At 73.9% G+C, this 21,879-nt stretch carries 15 protein-coding genes; 5 read left to right on the forward strand and 10 right to left on the reverse strand.

What is annotated here, in order from left to right; translation table 11 throughout:
* Window positions 1–57 precede the first annotated feature (57 nt).
* Both egtB and egtA read right to left on the reverse strand, forming a co-directional pair.
* The gene (gene egtB / locus GVV04_RS01490) at window positions 58–1,389 is read right to left on the reverse strand and encodes an ergothioneine biosynthesis protein EgtB (protein ID WP_161683919.1); all 1,332 of its coding nucleotides are present in this window, start codon (window positions 1,387–1,389) and stop codon (window positions 58–60) included.
* Window positions 1,386–2,621: an ergothioneine biosynthesis glutamate--cysteine ligase EgtA gene (gene egtA, locus GVV04_RS01495; protein ID WP_161683920.1), complete on the reverse strand. Its 1,236-nt coding sequence runs from the start codon at window positions 2,619–2,621 to the stop codon at window positions 1,386–1,388. The genes egtB and egtA overlap by 4 nt, the downstream gene beginning before the upstream one ends.
* 502 nt (window positions 2,622–3,123) lie before the next feature.
* Here egtA and GVV04_RS01500 point away from each other — a divergent pair.
* Both GVV04_RS01500 and GVV04_RS01505 read left to right on the forward strand, forming a co-directional pair.
* Window positions 3,124–4,515 (forward strand): serine/threonine-protein kinase, encoded by a 1,392-nt coding sequence (locus tag GVV04_RS01500; protein WP_161683921.1) that lies wholly within the window; start codon window positions 3,124–3,126, stop codon window positions 4,513–4,515.
* Window positions 4,516–4,667: 152 nt separating this feature from the next.
* Window positions 4,668–5,930, forward strand: coding sequence for a nucleotide sugar dehydrogenase (locus GVV04_RS01505; RefSeq protein WP_161683922.1), 1,263 nt, complete (start codon window positions 4,668–4,670; stop codon window positions 5,928–5,930).
* Window positions 5,931–5,978: 48 nt separating this feature from the next.
* Here the strand turns inward: GVV04_RS01505 and GVV04_RS01510 are convergent, their stop codons facing one another.
* The 4 genes from GVV04_RS01510 to GVV04_RS01525 form a co-directional block, all read right to left on the reverse strand.
* On the reverse strand, window positions 5,979–8,462 hold the full coding sequence (locus tag GVV04_RS01510) for an ABC transporter permease (RefSeq protein WP_161683923.1): 2,484 nt from the start codon (window positions 8,460–8,462) through the stop codon (window positions 5,979–5,981).
* Window positions 8,459–9,244 carry an ABC transporter ATP-binding protein gene (locus GVV04_RS01515; protein WP_161683924.1) on the reverse strand — a complete coding sequence of 262 codons (786 nt, stop codon included), beginning with the start codon at window positions 9,242–9,244 and terminating at the stop codon, window positions 8,459–8,461. The genes GVV04_RS01510 and GVV04_RS01515 overlap by 4 nt, the downstream gene beginning before the upstream one ends.
* 147 nt (window positions 9,245–9,391) lie before the next feature.
* Complete coding sequence (locus GVV04_RS01520; RefSeq protein WP_161683925.1) at window positions 9,392–10,057, reverse strand: response regulator; 666 nt, start codon at window positions 10,055–10,057, stop codon at window positions 9,392–9,394.
* Window positions 10,054–11,283 (reverse strand): sensor histidine kinase, encoded by a 1,230-nt coding sequence (locus GVV04_RS01525; RefSeq protein ID WP_161683926.1) that lies wholly within the window; start codon window positions 11,281–11,283, stop codon window positions 10,054–10,056. Before GVV04_RS01525 ends, GVV04_RS01520 begins: the two co-directional genes overlap by 4 nt.
* Before the next feature lie 371 nt (window positions 11,284–11,654).
* Between GVV04_RS01525 and GVV04_RS01530 the strand changes: the two genes are divergently transcribed.
* Window positions 11,655–12,659 (forward strand): hypothetical protein, encoded by a 1,005-nt coding sequence (locus tag GVV04_RS01530; RefSeq protein WP_161683927.1) that lies wholly within the window; start codon window positions 11,655–11,657, stop codon window positions 12,657–12,659.
* A 133-nt stretch (window positions 12,660–12,792) separates the two neighbouring features.
* Here the strand turns inward: GVV04_RS01530 and GVV04_RS01535 are convergent, their stop codons facing one another.
* Window positions 12,793–13,800: a linear amide C-N hydrolase gene (locus GVV04_RS01535; protein WP_161683928.1), complete on the reverse strand. Its 1,008-nt coding sequence runs from the start codon at window positions 13,798–13,800 to the stop codon at window positions 12,793–12,795.
* Between the two features lie 183 nt (window positions 13,801–13,983).
* Here GVV04_RS01535 and GVV04_RS01540 point away from each other — a divergent pair, with 183 nt between their 5' ends.
* Complete coding sequence (locus tag GVV04_RS01540; protein ID WP_161683929.1) at window positions 13,984–15,210, forward strand: ArsB/NhaD family transporter; 1,227 nt, start codon at window positions 13,984–13,986, stop codon at window positions 15,208–15,210.
* 18 nt (window positions 15,211–15,228) lie between these two features.
* Here GVV04_RS01540 and GVV04_RS01545 read toward each other — a convergent pair whose 3' ends face one another.
* A complete protein-coding gene (locus GVV04_RS01545; RefSeq protein ID WP_161683930.1) occupies window positions 15,229–15,699 on the reverse strand; it encodes a DUF1203 domain-containing protein in 471 nt (156 codons plus the stop codon).
* Window positions 15,700–15,996: 297 nt separating this feature from the next.
* Here GVV04_RS01545 and GVV04_RS01550 point away from each other — a divergent pair, with 297 nt between their 5' ends.
* Window positions 15,997–18,996, forward strand: coding sequence for a carbohydrate binding domain-containing protein (locus tag GVV04_RS01550; protein WP_161683931.1), 3,000 nt, complete (start codon window positions 15,997–15,999; stop codon window positions 18,994–18,996).
* Between the two features lie 39 nt (window positions 18,997–19,035).
* Here GVV04_RS01550 and GVV04_RS01555 read toward each other — a convergent pair whose 3' ends face one another.
* Together GVV04_RS01555 and GVV04_RS01560 are read right to left on the reverse strand one after the other, a co-directional pair.
* Window positions 19,036–20,637 (reverse strand): asparagine synthetase B family protein, encoded by a 1,602-nt coding sequence (locus tag GVV04_RS01555; RefSeq protein ID WP_161683932.1) that lies wholly within the window; start codon window positions 20,635–20,637, stop codon window positions 19,036–19,038.
* 3 nt (window positions 20,638–20,640) lie between these two features.
* Window positions 20,641–21,609, reverse strand: coding sequence for a DUF5715 family protein (locus GVV04_RS01560; protein ID WP_161683933.1), 969 nt, complete (start codon window positions 21,607–21,609; stop codon window positions 20,641–20,643).
* Window positions 21,610–21,879 lie beyond the last annotated feature (270 nt).

Consider the following 21,879-nt stretch of genomic DNA (forward strand, 5'->3'; position numbering starts at 1 on the left):
ACGGGCCCACGACCCCGCCGGACCTCCGTCGGGGCTCGGTCGCCGCCGGGTACGGCGTCACCGGTGGGACTCCTCCGGCCGGGCGTCGCGGGCGCAGCGGAAGCCGCTGAAGATCTGCCGCCGGATCGGGTAGTCCCAGTTGCGGAACGTCCCCCGGCAGGCGGCCCGGTCGGTGCCGAAGGACCCGCCGCGCAGCACCCGGTGGTCCTCGCCGAAGAACACCTCCGAGTACTCCCGGTAGGGGAACGCGGCGAACCCGGGGTGCCCCCGGAAGGCGCTGGCGGTCCACTCCCAGACGTCGCCGACGAGCTGGTGCACCCCGAGCGGCGACGCGCCGGCCGGGTACGCGCCCACCGGCGCCGGCCACAGGTGCCGCTGCCCGAGGTTGGCGTGCTCGGCGGTCGGGTCCTCGTCGCCCCACGGGTAGCGGCGGGACCGGCCGGTGACCGGGTCCCAGCGGGCGGCCTTCTCCCACTCGGCCTCGGTGGGCAGCCGCCTGCCGGCCCACGCGGCGTACGCCTGCGCCTCGTGCCAGCAGACGTGCACCACCGGCTCGTCGGCGCGCACCGGGGACCACCGGCCGAACCGCTGGTACGCCCACCGGCCGCCGTCGCGTCGCCAGTGCATCGGCGCGGTCAGCCCGGCGTCGGTGCGGTGCCGCCAGCCGGCCTCGCTCCACCAGCGCGGGTCGTCGTAGCCGCCGTCGGCGATGAACCCGGCGTACCGGCCGTTGCTGACGGGGGCGGCGTCGATGACGTACGCGGGCAGGTGGACGGTGTGCGCGGGGCGTTCGTTGTCCAGCGCCCACGGGTCGGTGGAGGTGCCCATGGTGAACTCGCCGGCCGGGACGAGGACCTCGTCGGCGACCCGGGCGCGCGGCTCCGGCGGGGGCGGGGCGTGCAGCGCCGGGGGGCCGAGGCGGAGCTGGTGGGTGGCGAGCATGGTCTCGTCGTGCTGCTGCTCGTGCTGGACGATCATGCCGAAGGCGAACCCGTCGGCGACCAGCGGCCGGTCGGTGAACGGCATCCGGTCGAGCAGGTCGTGCACCTTGTCCCGGACGGTGGCGAGGTAGGCGCGGGCCTCGGCGGGCGGCAACAGCGGCAGGGCCGGGCGGTCCCTGCGGGGCTGCTTGAACGCGTCGTACAGGTCGTCGATGTCCCGGCGGACGGGCTCGCGCCCGCCGACGTCCCGGACCAGCCAGAGTTCCTCCTGGTTGCCGACGTGGGCGAGGTCCCACACCAGCGGGGACATGATCGGCGAGTGCTGGCGCATCAGGTCGGCGTCGTCGACCGCCTCGGTGAGCAGGGTCGTCCGCGTCCGGGTGCGCTCCAGCTCGGCGGCGATCCGGTCGCGCAGCCGCTCCGTGCCGAGTTCGTGGATGGTCGTCACCTCGGTCCCCTCTCCGTGGCGGCCAGTCGCCGCAGTAGTGCGCGGGTGGTCTCGTCGTGCAGCGGGGCCGGCAGGTCGAGCCGGGGCAGGGCCGCCAGCGCCAGGTCGAGCAGGCCGGCGGCGGCGCGCGCCAGCGGGGGGTCGGCCAGCCCGTGCCGGGCCGCGGCGGCCCACCGGTCGGCCACCGGGGCGGCGACGCTCGCGGCGCGGGCCACCGTGCCGGGGTCGGCGAAGAGCGCGGCCAGCACGGCCAGCGGGAGCCGCCAGTCCGGCCCCGGCTGGGCGTCCAGGTAGCGGATCTCCAGGTACCCCCGGGGCCGGACCACCGGGAACAGGGTGCTCAGGTGGTAGTCCAGGTCGTCCGTGGTGGGCGGGCGGGGCAGCGCACCGGCGAGCCAGTCGCCGAAGGTCACCCCCGGCGGCGGGGTCCAGTCCGTGGCGTCGTCCCGCAGGCAGAGCAGCGGCGCGGCCAGCGCGTACGCCGTCCAGGCCGCCACCGGGTCGGCGTCGGGCCGGGCCGGGGACCAGACCGGCCGGGTGCGGGCGGGGTCGATGGCCAGCCAGGCCGCCATCCGGGCGGACGCCCAGCCGGTGCGCCGCCCGGCGTGCCGGCCGGCGGTGGCGAACGCGGCGAGCAGGGGCGGGCCGACCGCGTGCGCAGCCGCCCAGCGGGCCGCCACCTGGGCCGGTTCGCCAGCGTCGAGGCAGACCTGGAGGCCTGCGGTGCTGTACATCATGGTCCGGCCGGCCGGCCCGCACCGGTCGAACACGCAGCGCATGGCGCGGTAGCGCGGGGTGTCGACGACCGGGCGCGGTGCCCGGAACGGGTCGATGCCGGTGCGGCCGAGGGCCAGGCCGGCGGCCCGGAGCAGGCCGGTGACCTGGGCGATGTCGGCGTCGGTGGCCTCGATCAGCCCCGTGATCGAGGGTCGCGGCGGGGTGGATAACTCAAGCTGGCCGCCGGGCTCGACGGTCACGGCGCTGCCGTGTCGGAGCGGTGCGGCCGGGCTGGAGTCGTCGATGGTGACGGGGCTGTGTCGCCCCAGCGCCGCCAGCAGCCGTTCCCGGTCGACGGGGAGGGCGGGGTCGGCGGCGTCGTGCACGGTCCATTCCAGTTCGACGCCGGTGTGGGTGGGCGGGCCGGTCTTGAAGCAGATCCGGGCGATGTGCCGGGCGGCGTCGGCCGCCTCCAGCAATCGGATGTTCCGGTCCAGCTCCGGTGATGTCACCACGAGACGATTCCTCCCGCGCTGGTTGACTGACGACCACACCGGTGACGGCCGTTTCGTGACCGTGACCGTTCCGGGCGTCCATGCTGCCCCCATCCTCTGTCTAGCAGACGGAATCCGCTCGCCTTGTCGTAACAGATGTTTCGCGGCGGCCGGACCTCCTTCCGCGCCATGGCTCGGTAGGGGTGGAGGGTCGGGTGAACAAGTCACCGACCGCCGGGAAAAGAGTGAGAATTCTCAACTCGTGCGTCCGGCGTGTCGATGCAACGTGCCGGGGCCAGCCGACGCAACCGCCCGCCCGCGAGGGCCGCGGGTGGGCCGGTTGACGCAGGCCACGGCCCGCTTGACCGACCCGCCGGGCCGGACCCCATGACCGACTGTCGCGAAATGGTCACAGAATATCCGACATAGGGACCCACCCACAGCCCTCGTCGCCACGGGCGGCCCATCCGATTGGGCCAGATCACGAGAAGTGCTCCGCGCCGGCTCTGGGTACGGTAGTGCCGTGTTGTCTTCGGGAGTCGTGCTCAGCGGTCGGTACCGCCTGGACGACCGTGTCGCCACCGGCGGCATGGGTGACGTCTGGCGTGCCACGGACCAGATCCTCGGCCGCCAGGTCGCGGTGAAGGTCCTGCTTCCGGCGCTGGTCTCCGACCCCGACTTCATCGCCCGGTTCCGGACTGAGGCGCGGATCATGGCAGCCCTGCGGCACCCGGGCATCGTGCAGGTCTACGACTGCGGCGAGGACGACCTGCCCGACGGCGGGCGGGCCGACTACCTGGTCATGGAGTTCGTCGAGGGCCAGCCGTTGTCCCGGCGGATCGAGGCGGCCGGGCAGCTCGGCGTCGCCGAGACCATGTCGATGGTCACCCAGGCGGCGCAGGCGCTGCACGCGGCGCACATCGGCGGCATCGTGCACCGCGACGTCAAGCCGAGCAACCTGCTGGTGCAGGACGACGGCACCGTCGTGCTGGTCGACTTCGGGGTGGCCCGGTCGGCCGACGTCACGAGCATCACCAGCGCCAACGCGGTGCCGGGCACCGCGCTCTACATGGCCCCCGAACAGGCGGCCGGCCGGCCGGTCTCCGGGGCCACCGACATCTACGCGCTCGGCGCGGTGGCGTACTGCTGCCTGACCGGCGGGCCGCCGTTCACGGGGGACAACCCGTTGCAGGTGGCCGTCCGACACCTGGACGACGAGCCGCCGGAGCTGCCGCAGGAGATCCCGGCGTCGGTGCGGGAGCTGGTGGGCCGGGCCCTGGCGAAGAATCCGGCAGAGCGGTTCGCCACCGGCGCGGCGATGGCCGAGGCGGCGCGGGCCACCATCGCGGACGACTCGGCGCCGACCAGCACCGTGCCGGTCCCGCTGCGTGGGGCCGCCGGCCCCGCCGCCGCCCCGGGCATCAGCGCTACCACCCGCGACGACCTGACCCCGGTGCGGCGGCCCGCCCCCTCCTCCACCCGGCGCGGCGGGCGGCGCGGCACCCTGCTCGGCGCGCTCGCGGCGGTGCTGGTGGCGTTGGCCGGGCTCACCGCGGCCCTGGGGTTGACGCAGAACGAGGACCTCCCCGCGACGAAGTACCGGCCGACGGCCCCGGCGGCCGTCCCGACGCCTGACGGCGGATCGGCCGCCACCGAGGAGGCCGCGGTCGACGAGGATCGCACCGACCGGCCCGGCCCGACCCGCTCGGCCCCGGCCAGCCCGACGGCGACCCCGCAGCCCAGCGGGTCGCCCGCGCCGATGCCGTCCAACGCGCCGACGACGAGCGCGCCGGCCAACCCCCCGACCACGGCGAGCACCCCGGCCGATCCGCCGCCCACCACGGCGAGCACCCCCGCCGACCCGCCGCCCACCACGGCGAGCACCCCCGCCGACCCGCCCGCCCTGAACGGCTGACCCCACGAACCGACCGACCCCGGGGCCGGATGACCGATCCGGCCGGCGTCACGGCTTTCCCACCGGCCCCATCATCCCCAAACCGGACTTTAAACGCAGATACTCCCTTTACGCTGACGAGGATGCATTTTCCGTCGTCTGAGGGAGCGCGGGTGAGCGCTGAGAAGTTGGTCGTCATCGGCCAGGGATACGTCGGTCTGCCGCTGGCCGTGCGGGCGGTCGAGGCGGGACTGGACGTCGTCGGCCTCGACGTCGACGCCGACCGGGTCAAGCGGCTCGCCTCCGGCGAGTCCTTCGTCGAGGACATCCCGACCGACCGGCTCGGCCGGGCGCTGGGCAGCGGCCGGTACCGGCCGAGCACGGAGTACACCGACGCCGAGGGCTTCGACGTCTGCGTGATCACCGTGCCCACCCCGCTGCGCGACGGCGTCCCCGACCTGAGCTTCGTCGAGCAGGCCGGGGTCGGCATCGGCCCGTACGTGCGGCCGGGCTGCGTGGTGGTCCTGGAGTCGACCACCTACCCGGGCACCACCGAGGAGCTGCTCCGGCCGCTGCTGGAATCGGCCAGCGGGCTGACCAGCCCCGGCGACTTCCACCTCGGCTACAGCCCCGAGCGGATCGACCCCGGCAACCCCACCTGGAAGCTGGAGAACACCCCGAAGGTGGTCTCCGGGGTCGACGCGGAGTCCCGCGACCGGGTCGACGCGTTCTACCGGCGGCTGGTCGAGCGGACCGTGCCGGTGGACTCCACCCGGGTCGCCGAGCTGACCAAGCTGATCGAGAACACCTTCCGCCAGGTCAACATCGCGTTGATCAACGAGCTGACGATGCTCAGCCACCACCTCGACATCGACGTCTGGCAGGCGATCGAGGCGGCCGAGACCAAACCGTTCGGGTTCATGCCGTTCCGCCCCGGGCCGGGGGTCGGCGGGCACTGCCTGCCGATCGACCCGTGCTACCTGTCCTGGCAGGTCAAGCGGCGGCTGGGGCGGCAGTTCCGGTTCATCGAGCTGGCCAACGACGTCAACCACGAGATGCCCGAGCACGTCGCACAGCGGATCATGGGCGGGCTGAACCGGGTCGGCCGCGCGGTCAGCGGGGCCCGGCTGCTGCTGCTCGGGCTGGCGTACAAGCCGAACACCGGGGACATGCGGGACTCCCCCGCCGTCGACGTGGCCCGCCGCCTCCAGGCCCTCGGCGCGGACGTGCGCGCCGTCGAGCCGTACGCCGAGCCGCACCACGTGCCCGCCGGGGTGACCGTGGTCGGGCTGACCGAGCACGAGGTCCGGCAGGCCGACGCGGTGGTCGTGGTGACCGACCACGACTGCCTCGACTACGACCTGGTGGTGCGGCACGCCCGGTACGTCTTCGACACCCGCAACCGGTGCCACGGCCCGACCGTCGAGCGGCTCTGAACGAGGGATCGCGCGGGGTCCCCGCCCGTGGGCGGGGACCCCGCGTCGTCACTCGGCGCCGAGGGCCTCCACGACCGGGCGGGCCAGGGCCCGACGGGCCGGGAGGACGGACGCGGCGAGCGCGGCGAGCACCGCCACCGCGAGGATCAGCCCGAGCTGCCCCCACGGCATGACCAGCGTGAAGTCGCCGCCGATGCGGGCGACCACCGCCATCGCCCCGGCGCTGACCCCGGTGCCGAGGCCCACCCCGAGCACCGCGCCGACCAGCGCCATCAGCACCGCCTCCACGGCGAGCATGGCGCGCATCCGGCCCCGGGTCAGCCCGATCGCGCGCAGCACCGCGTTCTCCCGGGTCCGCTCCACCACCGACAGGCTCAGCGTGTTGGCGACCCCGACCAGCGCGATCACCACGGCCAGGCCGAGCAGCGCGGTGACGAACGCCAGCAGCATGTCGACCGTGCCGGTGAGCGACTTCTTGTACGCCGCCTGGTCCATCAGGTTCACCGTCGGGTAGCGGGTCACCACCGACTCGACGGCCTCCCGGGCCCGCTCGGCGGGCACCCCGGCGGCCGGGTCGACCTCGACGAGGTAGCCGCGCTCGGCCGGGAAGAGGCGGGTGAAGTCGGCGTCGACCACGTCGACCACGTGCCCGGCCGGGACCGGGCTGCCGGCCAGCAACGGGCCCTCGGCGTCGACGACGGCGGCCACCTCGAACGGCCGGCCGGCGAGGGTGACGGTGTCGCCGACCGCCCAGCCCTTCGCCCGGGCCAGTTCCCGGTGCACCAGCACCCGGCCCGGCCCGAGCCGGCCCGCGTCGCCGGCGTCCACGGTAGTCAGGGTGCGCCCGACCAGCGTCGGGTGGGCGGCCCGCAGCTCGATCCCGCCGCTGATCCGGCTGCGCTGCTCGTGCACGACGCCCAGCTCGACGCGGGCGGCCAGCTCGGCCGCGAGGGTCGGCGGCAGGTCCCCGCCGATGCCGGTGACCAGGAAGTCCACCCCGATCTGCCGGTCCACGGCGCGCTCGATGCCGGCCTTGACGCTGCCCGCCCCGACCACGAACGCGGACACCAGTCCGATGCCGATGACCAGGGCGGTGGCGGTGGCGGCGATCCGGCGCGGGTTGCGCACCGCGTTCGCCACGGCCAGCCCGGCGGTCGCCCCGAACAGCCGGCGTGCCGGCCAGCCGAGCACCCGCACCAGCGCCGGCACCAGCACCGGCCCGAACAGCACGATGCCGAAGAAGGTGAGCACCCCGCCGGCCGCGACCAGCGGCACCTGGCCGCTGGCCCCCGCCGCCACCAGCGCGGCCACCCCCGAGCCGAAGACCAGCGCGCCGGCGGCGAGCCGGACCCGGCCGGCCCGGCGGGTGGGCTGCACCGCCGCGTCGGTGAGCGCGGCCACCGGCGCGATCCGGGTGCCCCGCCAGGCCGGCACGGCGGCGGCCCCGACGGTGAGGGCGGCGCCCAGCAGCAGGCAGGTCAGCACGGTCGACGCGGTGACGGCGAGCCCGCCGGAGGAGACGGGCACGTCGAACGCGGACAGCAGCGCGTTCATCCCGACGGCGAGGCCGGTCCCGGCGGCCACCCCGAGCGCGGAGGCGGCCAGCCCGGTCACCGCCGCCTCCAGCAGCATCGCCCGGAACACCTGCCCCCGGGTCGCGCCGACCAGCCGCAGCAGGGCGGTGCGCCGGGTGCGCTGGGCGAGCACGATGGCGAAGGTGTTGGCGATGACGAACCCGGCCACCACCACGGCGACCCCGGCGAACGTGAGCAGGAGCAGGTTGAACTGCTTCACGTCGCGGACGGCGTTCTCGACGGCGGCGTCGAGGATCTCCTGCCGGTCCTTCACGGTCACGCCGGCACCGGTCACCGCCGCCAGCCGGTCGGCCAGCTCCGCCGCCGGCACGCCGGGCGCGGCGGCCACCATGATCCGCCCGTAGCCCTTCTCCGCGCCGACGTCGAGGGCGTCGGGCCCGGCCAGGCCGATGAACGGCCCGCCGACGTCCCGGGAGGTGCCGGCCACGTCGACAGTGCCGACCAGGGTGTACGGGCGGGCCGCTCCCCCGCTGCCGCCGACGCTCACCGGCGACCCGAGGGCGAACCCCTCCTCGGCCACCGTCGGCGCGTCGAGCACCAGCTCGCCGGGGCGCTGCGGGAGCCGCCCGGCCACCACGTCGTACGACTGGAGGGCCGGGTCGGTGGGGATCGCGGCGAGGACGGCGAAGCCGAGCACGGGCCGGCCGTCGGAGCCGACCACACCGGCGGTGCCGGTCAGTTCCCCGTCGGCGGCGCGCACCCCGTCGACCGCGCGCACCTGCTCGACCAGGGCGGGCGGGATCGGGGTCTGCTCGGCGTACACGGCGAGGTCGGTGTGCCGGTCGAAGGTGCCGGCCCGGTCGTACGCGCCCTGTTCCATCCCGTCGGTGAAGATCAGGGTGCCGGCGATGAACGCGACGCCGAGCACCACGGCCAGCGAGGAGAGCATCAGCCGCAGCGCGTCGGCGCGCATCAGGCGCAGGGTCAGCCGGATCATCGACGGGCCCCCGTCGCGCCGGCCGGGGCCGGGTCGAGGCGGGCGAGGGCGTCGAGGACCGCCTCGGCGGTCGGCGCGGTCAGCTCGCGGACCAGCCGCCCGTCGGCGAGGAACACCACCCGGTCGGAGTGGCTCGCGGCGACCGGGTCATGGGTCACCATCACCACGGTCTGGCCGAGGGTGTCGACGGCCTCGCGGAGCAGCCGCAGCACCTCCGCGCCGGAGCGGGAGTCGAGGTTGCCGGTCGGCTCGTCGGCGAAGATCACCCACGGCTTGGTGATCAGGGCGCGGGCGACGGCGACCCGCTGCTGCTGGCCGCCGGAGAGTTCGGCGGGCCGGTGCCGCAGCCGGTCGGTCAGCCCGACGGCGGCGACCACCTGGCGCAGCCAGCCCGGGTCGGGGCGGCGGCCGGCGATGGCCAGCGGCAGCACGATGTTCTCCTCGGCCGTCAGCGCGGGCAGCAGGTTGAACTTCTGGAACACGAAGCCGACCCGGTCCCGGCGCAGCAGGGTCAGCCGCTTGTCGTCGAGCCGGCCGGTGTCGGCGTCGCCGATGCGCACCGTGCCGGCGCTGGGCCGGTCGAGGCCGGCTAGGCAGTGCATGAGGGTGGACTTGCCGGAGCCGGACGGGCCCATGATGGCGGTGAACCGGCCGGCGGCGAAGTCGACGTCGACGCCGTCGAGGGCGACGACCCGCGCCTGGCCGGCGCCGTACTCCTTGCGCAGGCCCCGGGCGGTGACCGCGACGCCGGCGGCGGCGAACGCGGGAGGTGGTACGGACACGTGGTGCTCCCCGTGGAGAGGGTGGCTGGACGTCTCCGACGCTATGGCCGCTGCCGGTGTGTCCGCGTCCACCCACGTGCTCGGCCTCGGTGCGCCGCAGGGCGTCCCCGACGGGGCGGTCCCGTACGCCTCAGGTCGTACCTCCGGTCAGCCTCCGGGGGTGACCAGGCCGCTCTCGTACGCCAGCACCACCGCCTGGACCCGGTCGCGGAGCTGGAGCTTGGCCAGGATCCGCCCGACGTGGGTCTTCACGGTCGCCTCGGCGACGTGCACCCGGGCGGCGATCTCGGCGTTGGACAGGCCCTGCGCCACCAGCAGCAGGATCTCCCGCTCCCGCTCGGTGAGCTGGGTCAGCCGGGGATCCCCGGTGGGGCCGGGGCCGAGCTGGCCGGCGAACCGTTCCAGCAGCCGGCGGGTGATCGGCGGGGCGACCACCGAGTCGCCCTCGGCCACCACCCGGATCGCGGCCAGCAGCTCCTCCGGGGGGACGCTCTTCAGCAGGAACCCGCTCGCCCCGGCCCGGAGCGCGGCGAACGCGTCGGACTCGGTGTCGAAGGTCGTCAGGACCAGCACCCGGGGGCTGCCCCCGGGACGGCCGGCGCAGATCCGCCGGGTCGCCTCCACCCCGTCCATGGTCGGCATCCGGATGTCCATCACCACCACGTCGGCCTCGATCCGGTCGAGCACCCGCAACGCGTCCGCGCCGTCGATCGCCTCACCGACCACGGTCAGGTCGGGCTGGGAATCCAGCACCATCCGGAATCCCGCCCGCACCAGCGCCTGGTCGTCCACGATCATCACGCGGATCGTCATGCCGTCACCTCCGTCACGGTGCTCGACGGTAGCGGCAGCCGCACCTCGACCTGCCACCCCCCGGCCAGCCTGGGCCCGGCGGTGAGGCTGCCGTCGTACACCGTCACCCGTTCGCGCATGCCGACCAGGCCGTGGCCGCCGGAGGGCGCGGGCCGGACCACCGGCCGGCCGCGACCGTCGTCGACGGCCCGGACCACGACGGCGTCGGGCGGGTGGTCCATGCCCAGCGCGACCGTCGCGCCGACCCCGGCGTGCTTGAGTGCGTTGGTCAGCGCCTCCTGCACCACCCGGTACACGGTCAGCTCCAGGCCGGGCGGCAGCGCCGGGGGCTCGCCGGTGACCGTCCAGTCGATGCGCAGCCCGGCGGCGCGGAACCGGTCCAGCAGTTCGGGCAGCCCCACCAGCGCCGGTCGCCGGTGCACCGGTTCCGCCGACAGGCCCAGGGGCCCCGCGCCGTCCGTCCCGGCCGCCGGGTCGGCCGCGCTCGGCTCCCGCAGTACGCCCACCAGGCGGCGCATCTCCTCCAGCGCCTGCCGGCCGGTGTCGGCGACCACCTTCACCGCCTCCCGGGCGGTCTCCGGGTCCCGGTCGAACATGTACCGCGCCCCGTCGGCCTGCACGATCATCACGGCCATGCTGTGCGCCACCACGTCGTGCAGCTCCCGGGCGATCCGGGTGCGCTCCTCGGCCACCGCGGCCCGCGACTCGGCCTCCCGCTCGCGCTCCAGGGTGGTGGCCCGCTCCTCCAGGCTGAACACGTAGAGCCGCCGGGTACGCACGTTGAGGCCCATCAGCCAGACCGCGCCGGTGACCAGGCCGAACCAGATCGCCGTGGCCCACCAGGCGACGGTGCCCTGCATCTGTAGCGCGCCCAGCACCACCCCGACGGCGGCGACGATCCCGAAGATGATGCCGTCGCGCAGCCGCTCGGCGTACTTCACGACGCTGTACAGGGCGATCAGCACGGCGACGTCGAAGGCCAGCGGTCCCCAGCCGGCGGCGACCTGGACCAGGGCGAGCACGGCGACGGCCGCCGCCACCGCCGACGGGTGGGCGCGCCGGAACAGCAGCGCCACGGCCATCGCCGCGCCGACGCCGGTGCCCCACCACCCGCCGGGCTGGTTGACCGCGCCGGTGAGGCCGAACAGCACCACGAAGCCGGAGACCGCCACGTCGAAGGCCACGCTGCGCAGCGGCCGGCCGAACAGGATCCGCTTCACGGTCACCCAGCGTACGGGCCGGCATGCTCTCCGGGCGCGGCCGGCCGGCTCCGGGTTGCCCGGGCGCACCCGGCTCACGGGGGGCCCGTCGGGTGGGGCGCGAACTGGTAGGCGTACAGGAGTGTCGTGGGCCGCCGTTGATACACGATCACGCGTGACTATTCGATTCATGTTCCGCCGTATCCGGGAATTACCGCCTCCCCGGCAAATGCGGACACCCTTTGAGTAATCGACGCTCTTGAGTGTTTCATTGTTCGCGACCATTGCCCTACAGTAATCGAGCCGGGTGGACGGGATCACCGAAAACACTCGGACATCCACCGCCCCGTCGAAAGGGAATCAGTATGAGAATCGCACGCACACGTCCACGGCCGCGCATGGCGCGACTGCTGTTCGGCGCCGTCCTGACCGCTGTCATGGCATTCGCCGTGGGCGGCACCGCCGCAGTCGCAGCGGACGCGGGCAGCGGCATGTCCGCCAACGCCCGCACCGACGTCTACATCCGGGACATCGCGAGCGACACCGGCTTCGAGCCGCACGGTGCCATCTACTCGTCGTTCTTCAACAGCCCGGACATCAAGATCTGCCCCACCGCGGTGGAGTGCGCCGCGTCCACGAATCCGGTCGTCGGCTCGACGAGCTACGTTTTCGTGAAGCTGAACCAGCACGGCCCCTACGGTTCCGGAATCAGCACCGGAACGCTGAAGGCGTATTACACCACCTCCGGCGGCGCCGCGAACTGGCCGCTCAACTGGACGCAGATCGGCGCGAAGCCGCTGGTGGTCGCCGCCTCCGGAGTCACCACGACGTCGATCGCGTGGAACAACGTGCCCTCCATCGGGCACTTCTGCCTCCTGCTGCGTTGGGAGTCGCCGACCGACCCGATGCTGTTCGAGGGCACGTCGACGTCCATCAACACGCAGTACAACAACAACATCGCCTGGAAGAACGCCAACACCGTCCCGGCGGGCGGCGGCACGGGCGTCGTGGTCCGGCCGTACGCCCTGGCGAACGGCCTGGCAGTGCCGGCCAAGTACGACCTCGCGTTCCGGCCGCTGGGCGAGGCGGTGCCGGGTGCCAAGATCATCGCCGACCTCGGTCCGGAGATGTTCCAGCGCTGGCGGGCCGCGGGTGCGCCGGGTGAGGGCATCCGGGTCGTCGGCGACACCTCGATCCAGATCGTCGACCCGTACAAGGCACAGATCAAGGACCTGCTGATCAACCCGGACGAGCGGCCGGTGCTGTCGCTCAGCTTCTCGACGGACCAGGTCCTGCAGCGGTCGTACATGCTCCAGGTCGTCCAGGTCGGCCCGGCCAAGGAGCTCGGGGAGAAGTACGACGTCGGTGGGGTGGACTACACCTTCGAGCCCGCCAAGCGCTGATCGAGGGGGCGGTGGGCCGGGGGCCGGGGATCACATCCCACGGCACCCGGCCCACCGGCATGCCCCCGCCCTCTGTGCACCGGACAGATCTTGGAGGGAAACGGCCCCTCCGGGGGCCGAAATCTTCCAAGGTCTACGGGGTGACCGGGAGGCGGTACGTGCGGTCCGTGCCCGTCGCGGTGCGGAGGTGGATCTCGCCGGTGCGCAGGCCGTACGTGACCGACCAGCGGGTGTGGCCCTGCCGGACGTCGTTGAGCAGCTCCAGCGCCGCCCGGTCGTCGACCACCCCGCTGGCCTTGGTCAGCGCGGCGGCGAGCACGCCGTAGCGGTGGTCGGTGCGCCGCTTCTCCTCGGGCACGCCGACAACGGGCACGTTGGTCAGCGCCTGCCAGCTCCCCCGCCCCTTCTCGACCCTCATCGCGCCGTCGACGAACTCGACCACGGCCGAGGCGCCGGTGGCGTCGGCGAGCAGGTAGTGCAGCGGGGGCCCGCCCTCGAAGTCGAGGTTGTGCCGGCCGAACACGGCGACGGCCTCGTCCACGGTGGCGGCCTGGTCGAGCACCAGTCGCAGGATGCGCACCGAGCCGACGGTGGGCTTGCCCGCCTCGGGCCGGGCGGTGGCGGCGTCGTCGGCGGCCAGCCCGACGGCGAGCCCGCGCTCGTTCATCCCGTCGAAGGGCAGCAGGGGCGCGTCGAGCAGCCGGCGGTCCCCCGTGGGGTCGGCGCCGACGCCGAGGTAGGACATGTCGACCAGGGAGACCGTGGCGTACCCGTCCGGTGGGTCGGTGCGCAGCACCAGGGCGGGGTTGGCCTCCCAGTCGAAGTTGCGGGCGAACAGCGGCCGGCTCCGGTCGCCCCACGCGGCGAAGAGCGAGCAGCCGAACGGGCTGGGCGGCGCGGCGTCGGTGCCCACGGTGGGGTCGTAGTCGCCGACGAAGGTCATCTCCCACATCGGCAGGCCGTCGACCTTGCGCAGGCTGGCCAGAGTCTGTTCGGCCTCGGGCGCGCTCTGCCGCGAGGCGGTAGGCGTGCCGGTCGACGGGCCGGCGGGCGTCGACCCGGCGGCGGTGGGCTCGGGTCCGGAGCAGGCGGTGACGGCGAGCAGCAGGGCCAGGCCGGCGCCGAGGAGGGTCCTACGCATAGTCCCTGAACGCTAAATCAGCCATCGACCGTTGTCCACCACGGCCGGCGGCCCGGAGGGTCGCCGGTGGGAACACCGCCGCCGCCCGTCAGGTCCGTCCGATCCCGGCGGCACCGAGTGCCTGGTCACAGGGGTACGGCGAGCCGCCGGGGCAGCCCGGCCGCTGTGCGAGTATCACCCGCCGTGACCCCTGACGGCGGCGAGCCACCCGCACCGGCCGGTCGAACCCGGCTGCGTCGGTTGCACCCGCTCGACGGGGTGGCGCTGGGGCTGGCCCTGCTCGGGGCGGCCTGCGCGCTGACCGGGCTGCTGCCGCGCGCCGAGACGGCGGCCACCCTGGCACGCGTCCTGCCGCTGCTGCTGTTCCTCGGCACGGTGGTGGTGCTGGCCGAGCTGACGGCGGTGGCCGGGGTGTTCGACGTGCTGGCCACCCGGCTGGCCATCGTCGCCCGGGGCAGCTACCCCGCGCTGTTCGTGCTCTGCGTCGGCCTCGCCTCCGTCACCACGATCGCGCTGAACCTGGACACCACGGCCGTCCTGCTCACCCCGGTGATGCTGGCGCTCGCGCGCCGACTGGGCATGCCGCCGCTGCCGCTGGCGATGACCACGGTGTGGCTGGCCAACACCGCGAGCCTCCTGCTGCCGGTGTCCAACCTGACCAACCTGCTCGCCGCCGACCGGGTCGGCCTCGACCCGCTGCCGTACGCGGCCCGGATGGCGCTGCCACAGTTCGCCGCGATCGGGGTCACCATGGCGCTGCTCTGGGCCGGGTACTGGCGGCGGGGGCGGCGAGGCGTGGACCGGTTCGTCGCGCCCGAGCGGCTCGCGCCGGTGGACCGGGTGCTCTACCGGACAGCGCTCGCCGGCTGTCTGCTCTTCATCGCCGGGATCCTCGCCGGGGTGGAGATCGGGATCGCCTCGGCGGTGGCCGCCGGGCTGGTGCTGGCCGGGTTCGCCGTCCGGTCCCGGGCCACGCTGCGGCCGGCGCTGGTGCCGTGGCGGCTGCTGCTCTTCGTCACCGGGCTGTTCCTGGTGGTGCAGACCCTCGGCCGGCACGGGCTGGACGACCTCGTCGGCGTGCTGCTCGGCCCGGACGGGGGGACGCTCGGGGCGCTGCGGGCCGGCGGGACGGGCGCGCTGCTGGCCAACCTGGTGAACAACCTGCCCGCGTACGTGGCGGGCGAGGCGGTGCTGCCCCCGGGTGACGTCACCCGGCTGTTGGCCCTGCTCGTCGGCACGAACGTGGGGCCGCTGGTCGCGCCGTGGGCGTCGCTGGCCACCCTGCTCTGGTACGAGCGGTGCCGGGCCGCCGGGCTGGCGGTGCCGCTGGGCCGGTTCGTGGCCGCCAGCGCCGTACTCGCGGTGACCGCCACGCTCGCCGCCGTCGGCGCGCTGCTGCTCACCGGCTGACCCGGGCGGCGGGGCGGGTCAGCCGAGCCGGTCCACCGCGAACATGAAGCATCCGTATGCCACGTTGCGGCTGTGCAGTCGTTGCACCGCCGGGTCGGCCAGCAGTTCGGCGATCACCGCCTCGGGGTCGGAGCCGTCGTGCACCCGGGCGTCGTGGATCCACCCCCGCCGGTCGTACGCGCGTAGCACCTGCCTTCGCCCGCGCCAGGCCGGCGGGTACCCCGGGGCCGGGGTGCCCGCGCACGGGCCGGCGTGGGCGAAGACCGGGCCGACCTCCCGGTACGGGCTTACCGATATCGGCGGGGCGTAGCCGAACAGCATGATCTCCTCGCCCGTGGTGGCGTCGCGCAGGCAGCAGCGCAGCGGTTCGCCGCCGGCGGCGGTCGAGCGGTGCGGCGGCAGGCCGGAGGCGTCCCGGTCGGTGGCGCGGACGGCGGCGGGGACCTCGGGCGGCAGCGCCCGGACCCGGAAGGCGGGGGTCGTCGTCATGGTGCCAGCCTGCGCCACCGGCGGCCGGGACGCTGGCGGAAATCGGTCGTCGCGCCCGCGTGTCAGGCGGTGCCGGCAGGGTGTTTTCCCGCCTGTTGTGAACATCTGGTGTCGGGACGTTGATGGTGGTAACTTTCTCGACACTTGCAAGACTTTGCAGAAAGATTCGGCCTTGATTGACGTTATGCGTCATTCCACTGTCCGGATCGGACAGCCACCCCCGGACCGACGGCTGTCCCGCAAGGGTCCCGTCCCCCTTCGGCCCAGGTGCCGACATCTCACCCCCGAGGAGCCCCGATGGGCAGCAGATCCGGCCGACGACGACGGATGATCGGGGCCGCGACGGCCGCCGGTCTGGTCGTCGGGCTGGCCCCCCTCAGCCTCGCCGCCGCCGCGAACACCGTGACCGTCTACTACCAGCCCCCGGCCGCGTGGACCGGCACCGTGAACCTCCACTGGGCCCCCGACGGCGGCGCGTGGACGGCCGTGCCGGGCGTACCGATGGAGCCGGCCTGCACGGGCTGGCGCAAGCGGACCGTCGACGCCGGGTCCGCCACCGGCCTCCAGGCGGTCTTCAACAACAACGCGGGGACCTGGGACAACAACAACGGCCGCAACTACCGCCTCGGCACCGGCGTGGTGACCGTCTCCGGCGGCGTGGTCGGCACGGGCGACCCCTGCGCCGGCACGCCGCCCTCGCCCACCCCGTCGACCGGCCGGACGGCCGACGTCTGGTACCACGTCGCCACCCGGGGCTGGACCACCGCGAACATCCACTACCAGCCCGCCGGCGGAGCCTGGACCGCCGTGCCCGGCGTGCCGATGGAGGCCGGCTGCACCGGCTGGGCCCACCGGGCGGTCGACCTGGGTGCCGCCACGACGATGAAGGCGGCGTTCAACAACGGCGCCGGGAACTGGGACAACAACAACGGCGCGGACTACGCCATCGGGGCCGGGGTGACCACGGTCAAGGGCGGCGTGGTGACCGCCGGGGCGACCGCGCCGTGCGCGCCGGAGACGCCGGACACCACCGCACCCTCCACCCCGACCGGGCTGGGCGCCATCGCGAACGGGGTGCGGGTGGCGGTGTCCTGGGCGGCGGCCACCGACGACCGGGCGGTCACCGGCTACCGGCTCACCCGCACCGGCGGGCCTGAGGGCACGGTCACGACGACCACCGCCGCCACCAGCTACCTCGACGGCGCGCTGACCGCGAACACCCGCTACGAGTACACCGTGCGGGCGTACGACGCGGCCGGCAACACCTCACCGGCCAGCGACCCGGCGGCGGCGACCACCGGCGACGGCCCGCCACCGGCGACGGCCGGCAGCCCGCTCGGCGGCGATCCCCGCGAGGACAGCATCTACTTCGTGATGACCGCCCGGTTCGCCGACGGGGACAGCGCCAACAACCGGGGCGGCAGCCAGCACGTCAGGTCCGGCAACGCGGCCAACAACGACCCGATGTTCCGGGGCGACTTCAAGGGCCTGGTCGACAAGCTGGACTACATCAAGGCGCTCGGCTTCTCCGCCCTGTGGATCACCCCGGTGGTGCTGAACCGGTCCGACTACGACTTCCACGGCTACCACGGCTGGGACTTCTACCGCGTCGACCCGCGCCTGGAGAGCCCCGGCGCGAGCTACCAGGACCTGATCAACACCGCGCACGGCAAGGGCATCAAGATCTTCCAGGACGTGGTCTACAACCACAGCTCCCGCTGGGGCGCCAAGGGCCTGTTCACCCCCACGGTGTACGGCGTCCGCGACGAGCAGTGGAAGTGGATGTACAGCAAGCAGGAGCCGGGTCGCGGGTACGACCCGATGGTGGAGCACGCGGGCGCCGATCCGGACCTGACCCCGGCGCAGAACGCCCTGGCCAAGGGCCGCGCGTACAACGGGGACGTGTGGTCGACGGCCGCGCCGGCCGGCAACCAGTGCCCGCGCTGGGGCACCCCGAGCGGCACCAGCCCGGAGGGCTTCACGCTCTACGGGTGCCAGTGGCCGGCCCCCACCAACAAGCTGTTCCCGGCCGACCTGTACCACCAGTGCTGGATCGGCAACTGGGAGGGCGAGGACGCCCGGAGCTGCTGGCTGCACGAGGACCTGGCCGACTTCAACACCGAGAACGCCACCGTGCAGCAGTACCTGATCGACGCGTACAACCGGTACATCGACATGGGGGTGGACGGCTTCCGGATCGACACGGCCGTGCACATTCCCCGGGTCACCTGGAACCGCCGCTTCCTGCCCGCCATCCAGCAGCACGCCCTGGCCAAGCACGGCGAGAAGGGCAAGGACTTCTACGTCTTCGGCGAGGTCGCCGCGTTCGTCAACGACAAGTGGAACCGGGGCTCGGTCAACCACTCGGCGCAGTTCTTCACCTGGAAGGAGCGCAAGGAGTACAGCCCCGACGACGTCCGGGCCGCGATCGAGCAGTTCGACTACGAGCAGCTCGCCGGCCCGGGCGGCCAGCCCACCACCGACAACGCGTTCCTGCGCGGGAACACCTACCACGCCCCGGACCGCTCGAAGTTCTCCGGCATGAACGTCATCGACATGCGGATGCACATGAACTTCGGCGACGCCAACAACGCGTACGGCAACGGCAAGGACTCCGACGACAGCTACAACGACGCCACCTACAACGTCGTCTACGTCGACAGCCACGACTACGGGCCGAACAAGTCGAACACCCGGTACACCGGGGGCACCGACGCCTGGGCGGAGAACATGAGCCTGATGTGGACGTTCCGGGGCATCCCGACGCTCTACTACGGCTCGGAGATCGAGTTCCAGAAGGGCGTGAGGATCGACTGCGGGCCGACCTGTCCCCTCGCCACCACCGGCCGGGCCTACTACGGCGACCACCTCCAGGGCACGGTCACCGCGGCGGACTTCGGCAAGGTCGGCTCCGCCACCGGGCCGGTGGCCACCACACTCAGCCAGCCGCTGGTCAAGCACGTGCAGCGGCTCAACCAGATCCGCCGGGCGGTGCCCGCCCTGCAGAAGGGGCAGTACTCGACCGAGGGGATCAGCGGCTCGATGGCGTACAAGCGCCGGTTCACCTCCGGCGCGGTGGACAGCTTCGCGCTGGTGACGGTCTCCGGCAACGCGACGTTCACCGGGGTTCCCAACGGCCGGTACGTCGACGCGGTCACCGGCGACGTGCGGACGGTGACCAACGGGACGCTGACCGCGGCCGTCGCCGGCAGGGGCAACCTGCGGGTGTACGTGCTGGACCTGCCGGGCAACCCGGCGCCGGGGAAGATCGGCGAGACCGGCCCCTACCTGCGGTGACCCCGTGGCGGGGCGGCCGACCGGCCGCCCCGCCACCGGTCAGCCGACCGGCGTACGCCGTGTGGTGCGCGGGCCGACCAGCCGGCGGACCACCGGCGCGGCGTTCCACTTCGCCGCCCCGACCAGGTCCCGGGCGTGCTCCAGCATCGTGTAGTCCGGCCTGGCCAGCCCGTCGGCGATGGCCCGGTCCAGGTCGTTGCCGCACCGGCTGAGCACGCTGTCGAAGTCCCGCCGGACGGGTTCGAGCAGGTGGTAGCCGAACGAGCGGTGCAGCCGGGCGAACAGCGGCTTGTAGAGCCGGGCCCGCTCGTGCAGCCCCGACGAGTACGACATCGGGTTCTTCGGCCGGCGCAGCACGTAGTCGGGCAGCACGTCGGCGAAGGCCCGCCGCACGATCCACTTCTCCCGCCCCTCGCGCAGCTTCAGCTCCAGCGGCAGCCGCATCGCCAGCTCCACCACGCTGAGGTCGAGGAACGGCACCCGCGCCTCCACCCCGTGGCCCATGCTGGCCCGGTCCACCCGCTGCAACTCCGTACGGCACAGGTTGCGGATCCGGTGCAGGAACAGCCGGCGGGCCCGCTCGGGGCCGACCTGGTGGTACATCGGGTAGCCGCCGAACAACTCGTCGGAGCCATCCCCGGTGAGCACCACCCGCACGCCCAGCTCGCGGAGCCGACGGAAGATCGGCACCGAGACCACCGCGTTGATGATGTCCCCGTACTCGGTCAGCTCCGAGATCCGGATGGCCTCCCGCACGTCGGCGAGCCGGACGTCACCGGGGCGCAGCTCGACCACCTCGTGCGGCACCCCCAGGTCGGCGGCGAGCCGCCGGGCGTACGCCACGTCCGGGCTCTCCGGCACGCCGACGGTGACCGCCACGCAGTCCGGGTGCATCTGGTGGGCGTGCACCAGAGCCAGGGAGCTGTCCAGCCCGCCGGAGAGCACCACGCCGAGGGGCAGGTCGGTGTCCACCCGCATCCGGATGCTGTCGGTGAGGGCGGCACGGACGAGCAGGGCGGCCTCGTCCGGGTCGTCCACCATCGGCAGCCCTTCGCCGAGGGTCAGCAGGTCGACGTACGGGCGCAGCCGGACGTCGCCGCCCGGCTCGGCCCAGCCGTGGTGCCCCGGGGGCACCTCGCACACCGGCGCGCCGTGCCCGACCAGCGCCTTGACCTCGCTGGCGAGGTGCAGGCAGCCGGGCACCCGGGACCAGTACAGCGGCTTGACCCCGAGCGGGTCACGGGCCAGGTAGGCCCGCCCGGTGGCCCGCTCGACGACGACGAACGCGTACTCGCCGCGCAGCCGCCGCACCGCGTCCTCGCCCCAGGCCAGGAACGCGGCGAGCAGCACCTCGGTGTCGCTCGAACTGCGGAACGGGTGGCCGAGTCGCGTCAGCTCCGCGCGCAACTCGTGGTGGTTGAAGACCTCGCCGTTGAAGCAGAGCAGGAACCGCCCGTCGGCGGAGACCCAGGGCTGCACGGCCCGGTCCCGGTCGACGATCCGCAGCCGGCGGGTGCCGGCGAGCAGCCCGGCCTCCCGGCGGGTCTCGGTCACCTCGCCGCGCGGGGCGAGGGCGGACAGCATCCGGCGGAAGGTGGCCGGGTCAGCCTCCGGGCCGATGCTCAGCGCGATACCACACACGGCTCAGACCCCCATCTCGGCCTCGTACGACCGACGGAACCGCAGCCCGGCGGCGGGCGCGAGGCACAGATGCCAGGCCTGTCCCTCGTCGACCACGTTGACCTCCCCGGCCCGCTGCCGGGCGAGCAGCAGGCCGGCCAGGGCGTCCCGGGCGCCGAACCGCTCGAACCAGGCCAGCTCCACGTCGACGGCGTAGCCGAGGCAGTGCCCGCTGGGCACCATCGCGGCGTAGCCGAGGCGGCGCAGCTGGTGCTGGTGCGCGGCGCTGCGGACCAGGCTGGTCACCCACAGCGGCGGGGTGCCGGGCGGGGTGATCCGGGCGAACTCGCGTCCGATGTCGTTGAGCAGGCCGACCACCTCGCGGCGGGCGCGGCGGAACTTCAGCCCGGCGGTGCGCGGCCGGGCGTCCGGCAGCAACCGGCGACGCACCGCCCGCACGCCCCGGCCGACGACGGTGGCGGGCTGCTCCTGGTACCGGAAGCGGAGCAGGTCGCGGCGGCGCAGCCACTCCAGGTCCACCAGGTCGGCGCTGCCGTTCACCTCCGCGTCGGTCATGAAGGTGGGCGCGTCGCGCCACCACAGCATGTCGATGCGGGAGAGCAGGTAGATCCGGACCAGGGCGGTCAGGTCGGCGGCGGAGCTGCGCGGGTTGGGCCGGTAGCGGGCCATCTCCAGCAGCAGCGTCTCCCGGGCCCCGATGAGGCCCTGCGGGGTGGCGTCGAGCACCGCGGCGATCGCCGGCTCGCGCAGGCGCTCGTCGAGCAGCACCTGTCGGGCTCCCGCCGACTCGGGTTCGGCCAGGGCGCCGACCTCGATCAGCAGCTCCGCCACGGCCGCCCGGTAGGCGTCGAGGTCCGGGGCGGCGGGCGGGGCCGGTCGGCGGGCCACCCCCCGGGGCACCCGCCGGGCCGGGGTGGCGGACGCGACGGACGTGCCGGGCTGTTGGCCGGGGCTTCGGCTGGGCACTCGCATGGTCGGGTCCTCTCTCCCGGTACGACACGGTGCGGCTGGTACGAAACTCACCGTAAGCACCTGGAGCGGGAAGAGCCCGAACAATTCTCCTATTTCACCCAAAGTCTGCGAGCGGCCCGGCCAGCCCGGTACAGCACTTCAAAGACTTGGAACGGGGGCGGGCCTGGACGTTCCCGGCCGACACCGCGCCCCGGATCGGGCCGGTGGCCCACGGCGACGCGGAGCCGCCGGTGACCGCCGAGTTTGACCACCCGCGCTTGCACCGCTGAC

This window comes from Micromonospora rubida (genome assembly GCF_009908295.1).
In the GTDB taxonomy this organism is placed as follows: domain Bacteria; phylum Actinomycetota; class Actinomycetes; order Mycobacteriales; family Micromonosporaceae; genus Micromonospora; species Micromonospora rubida.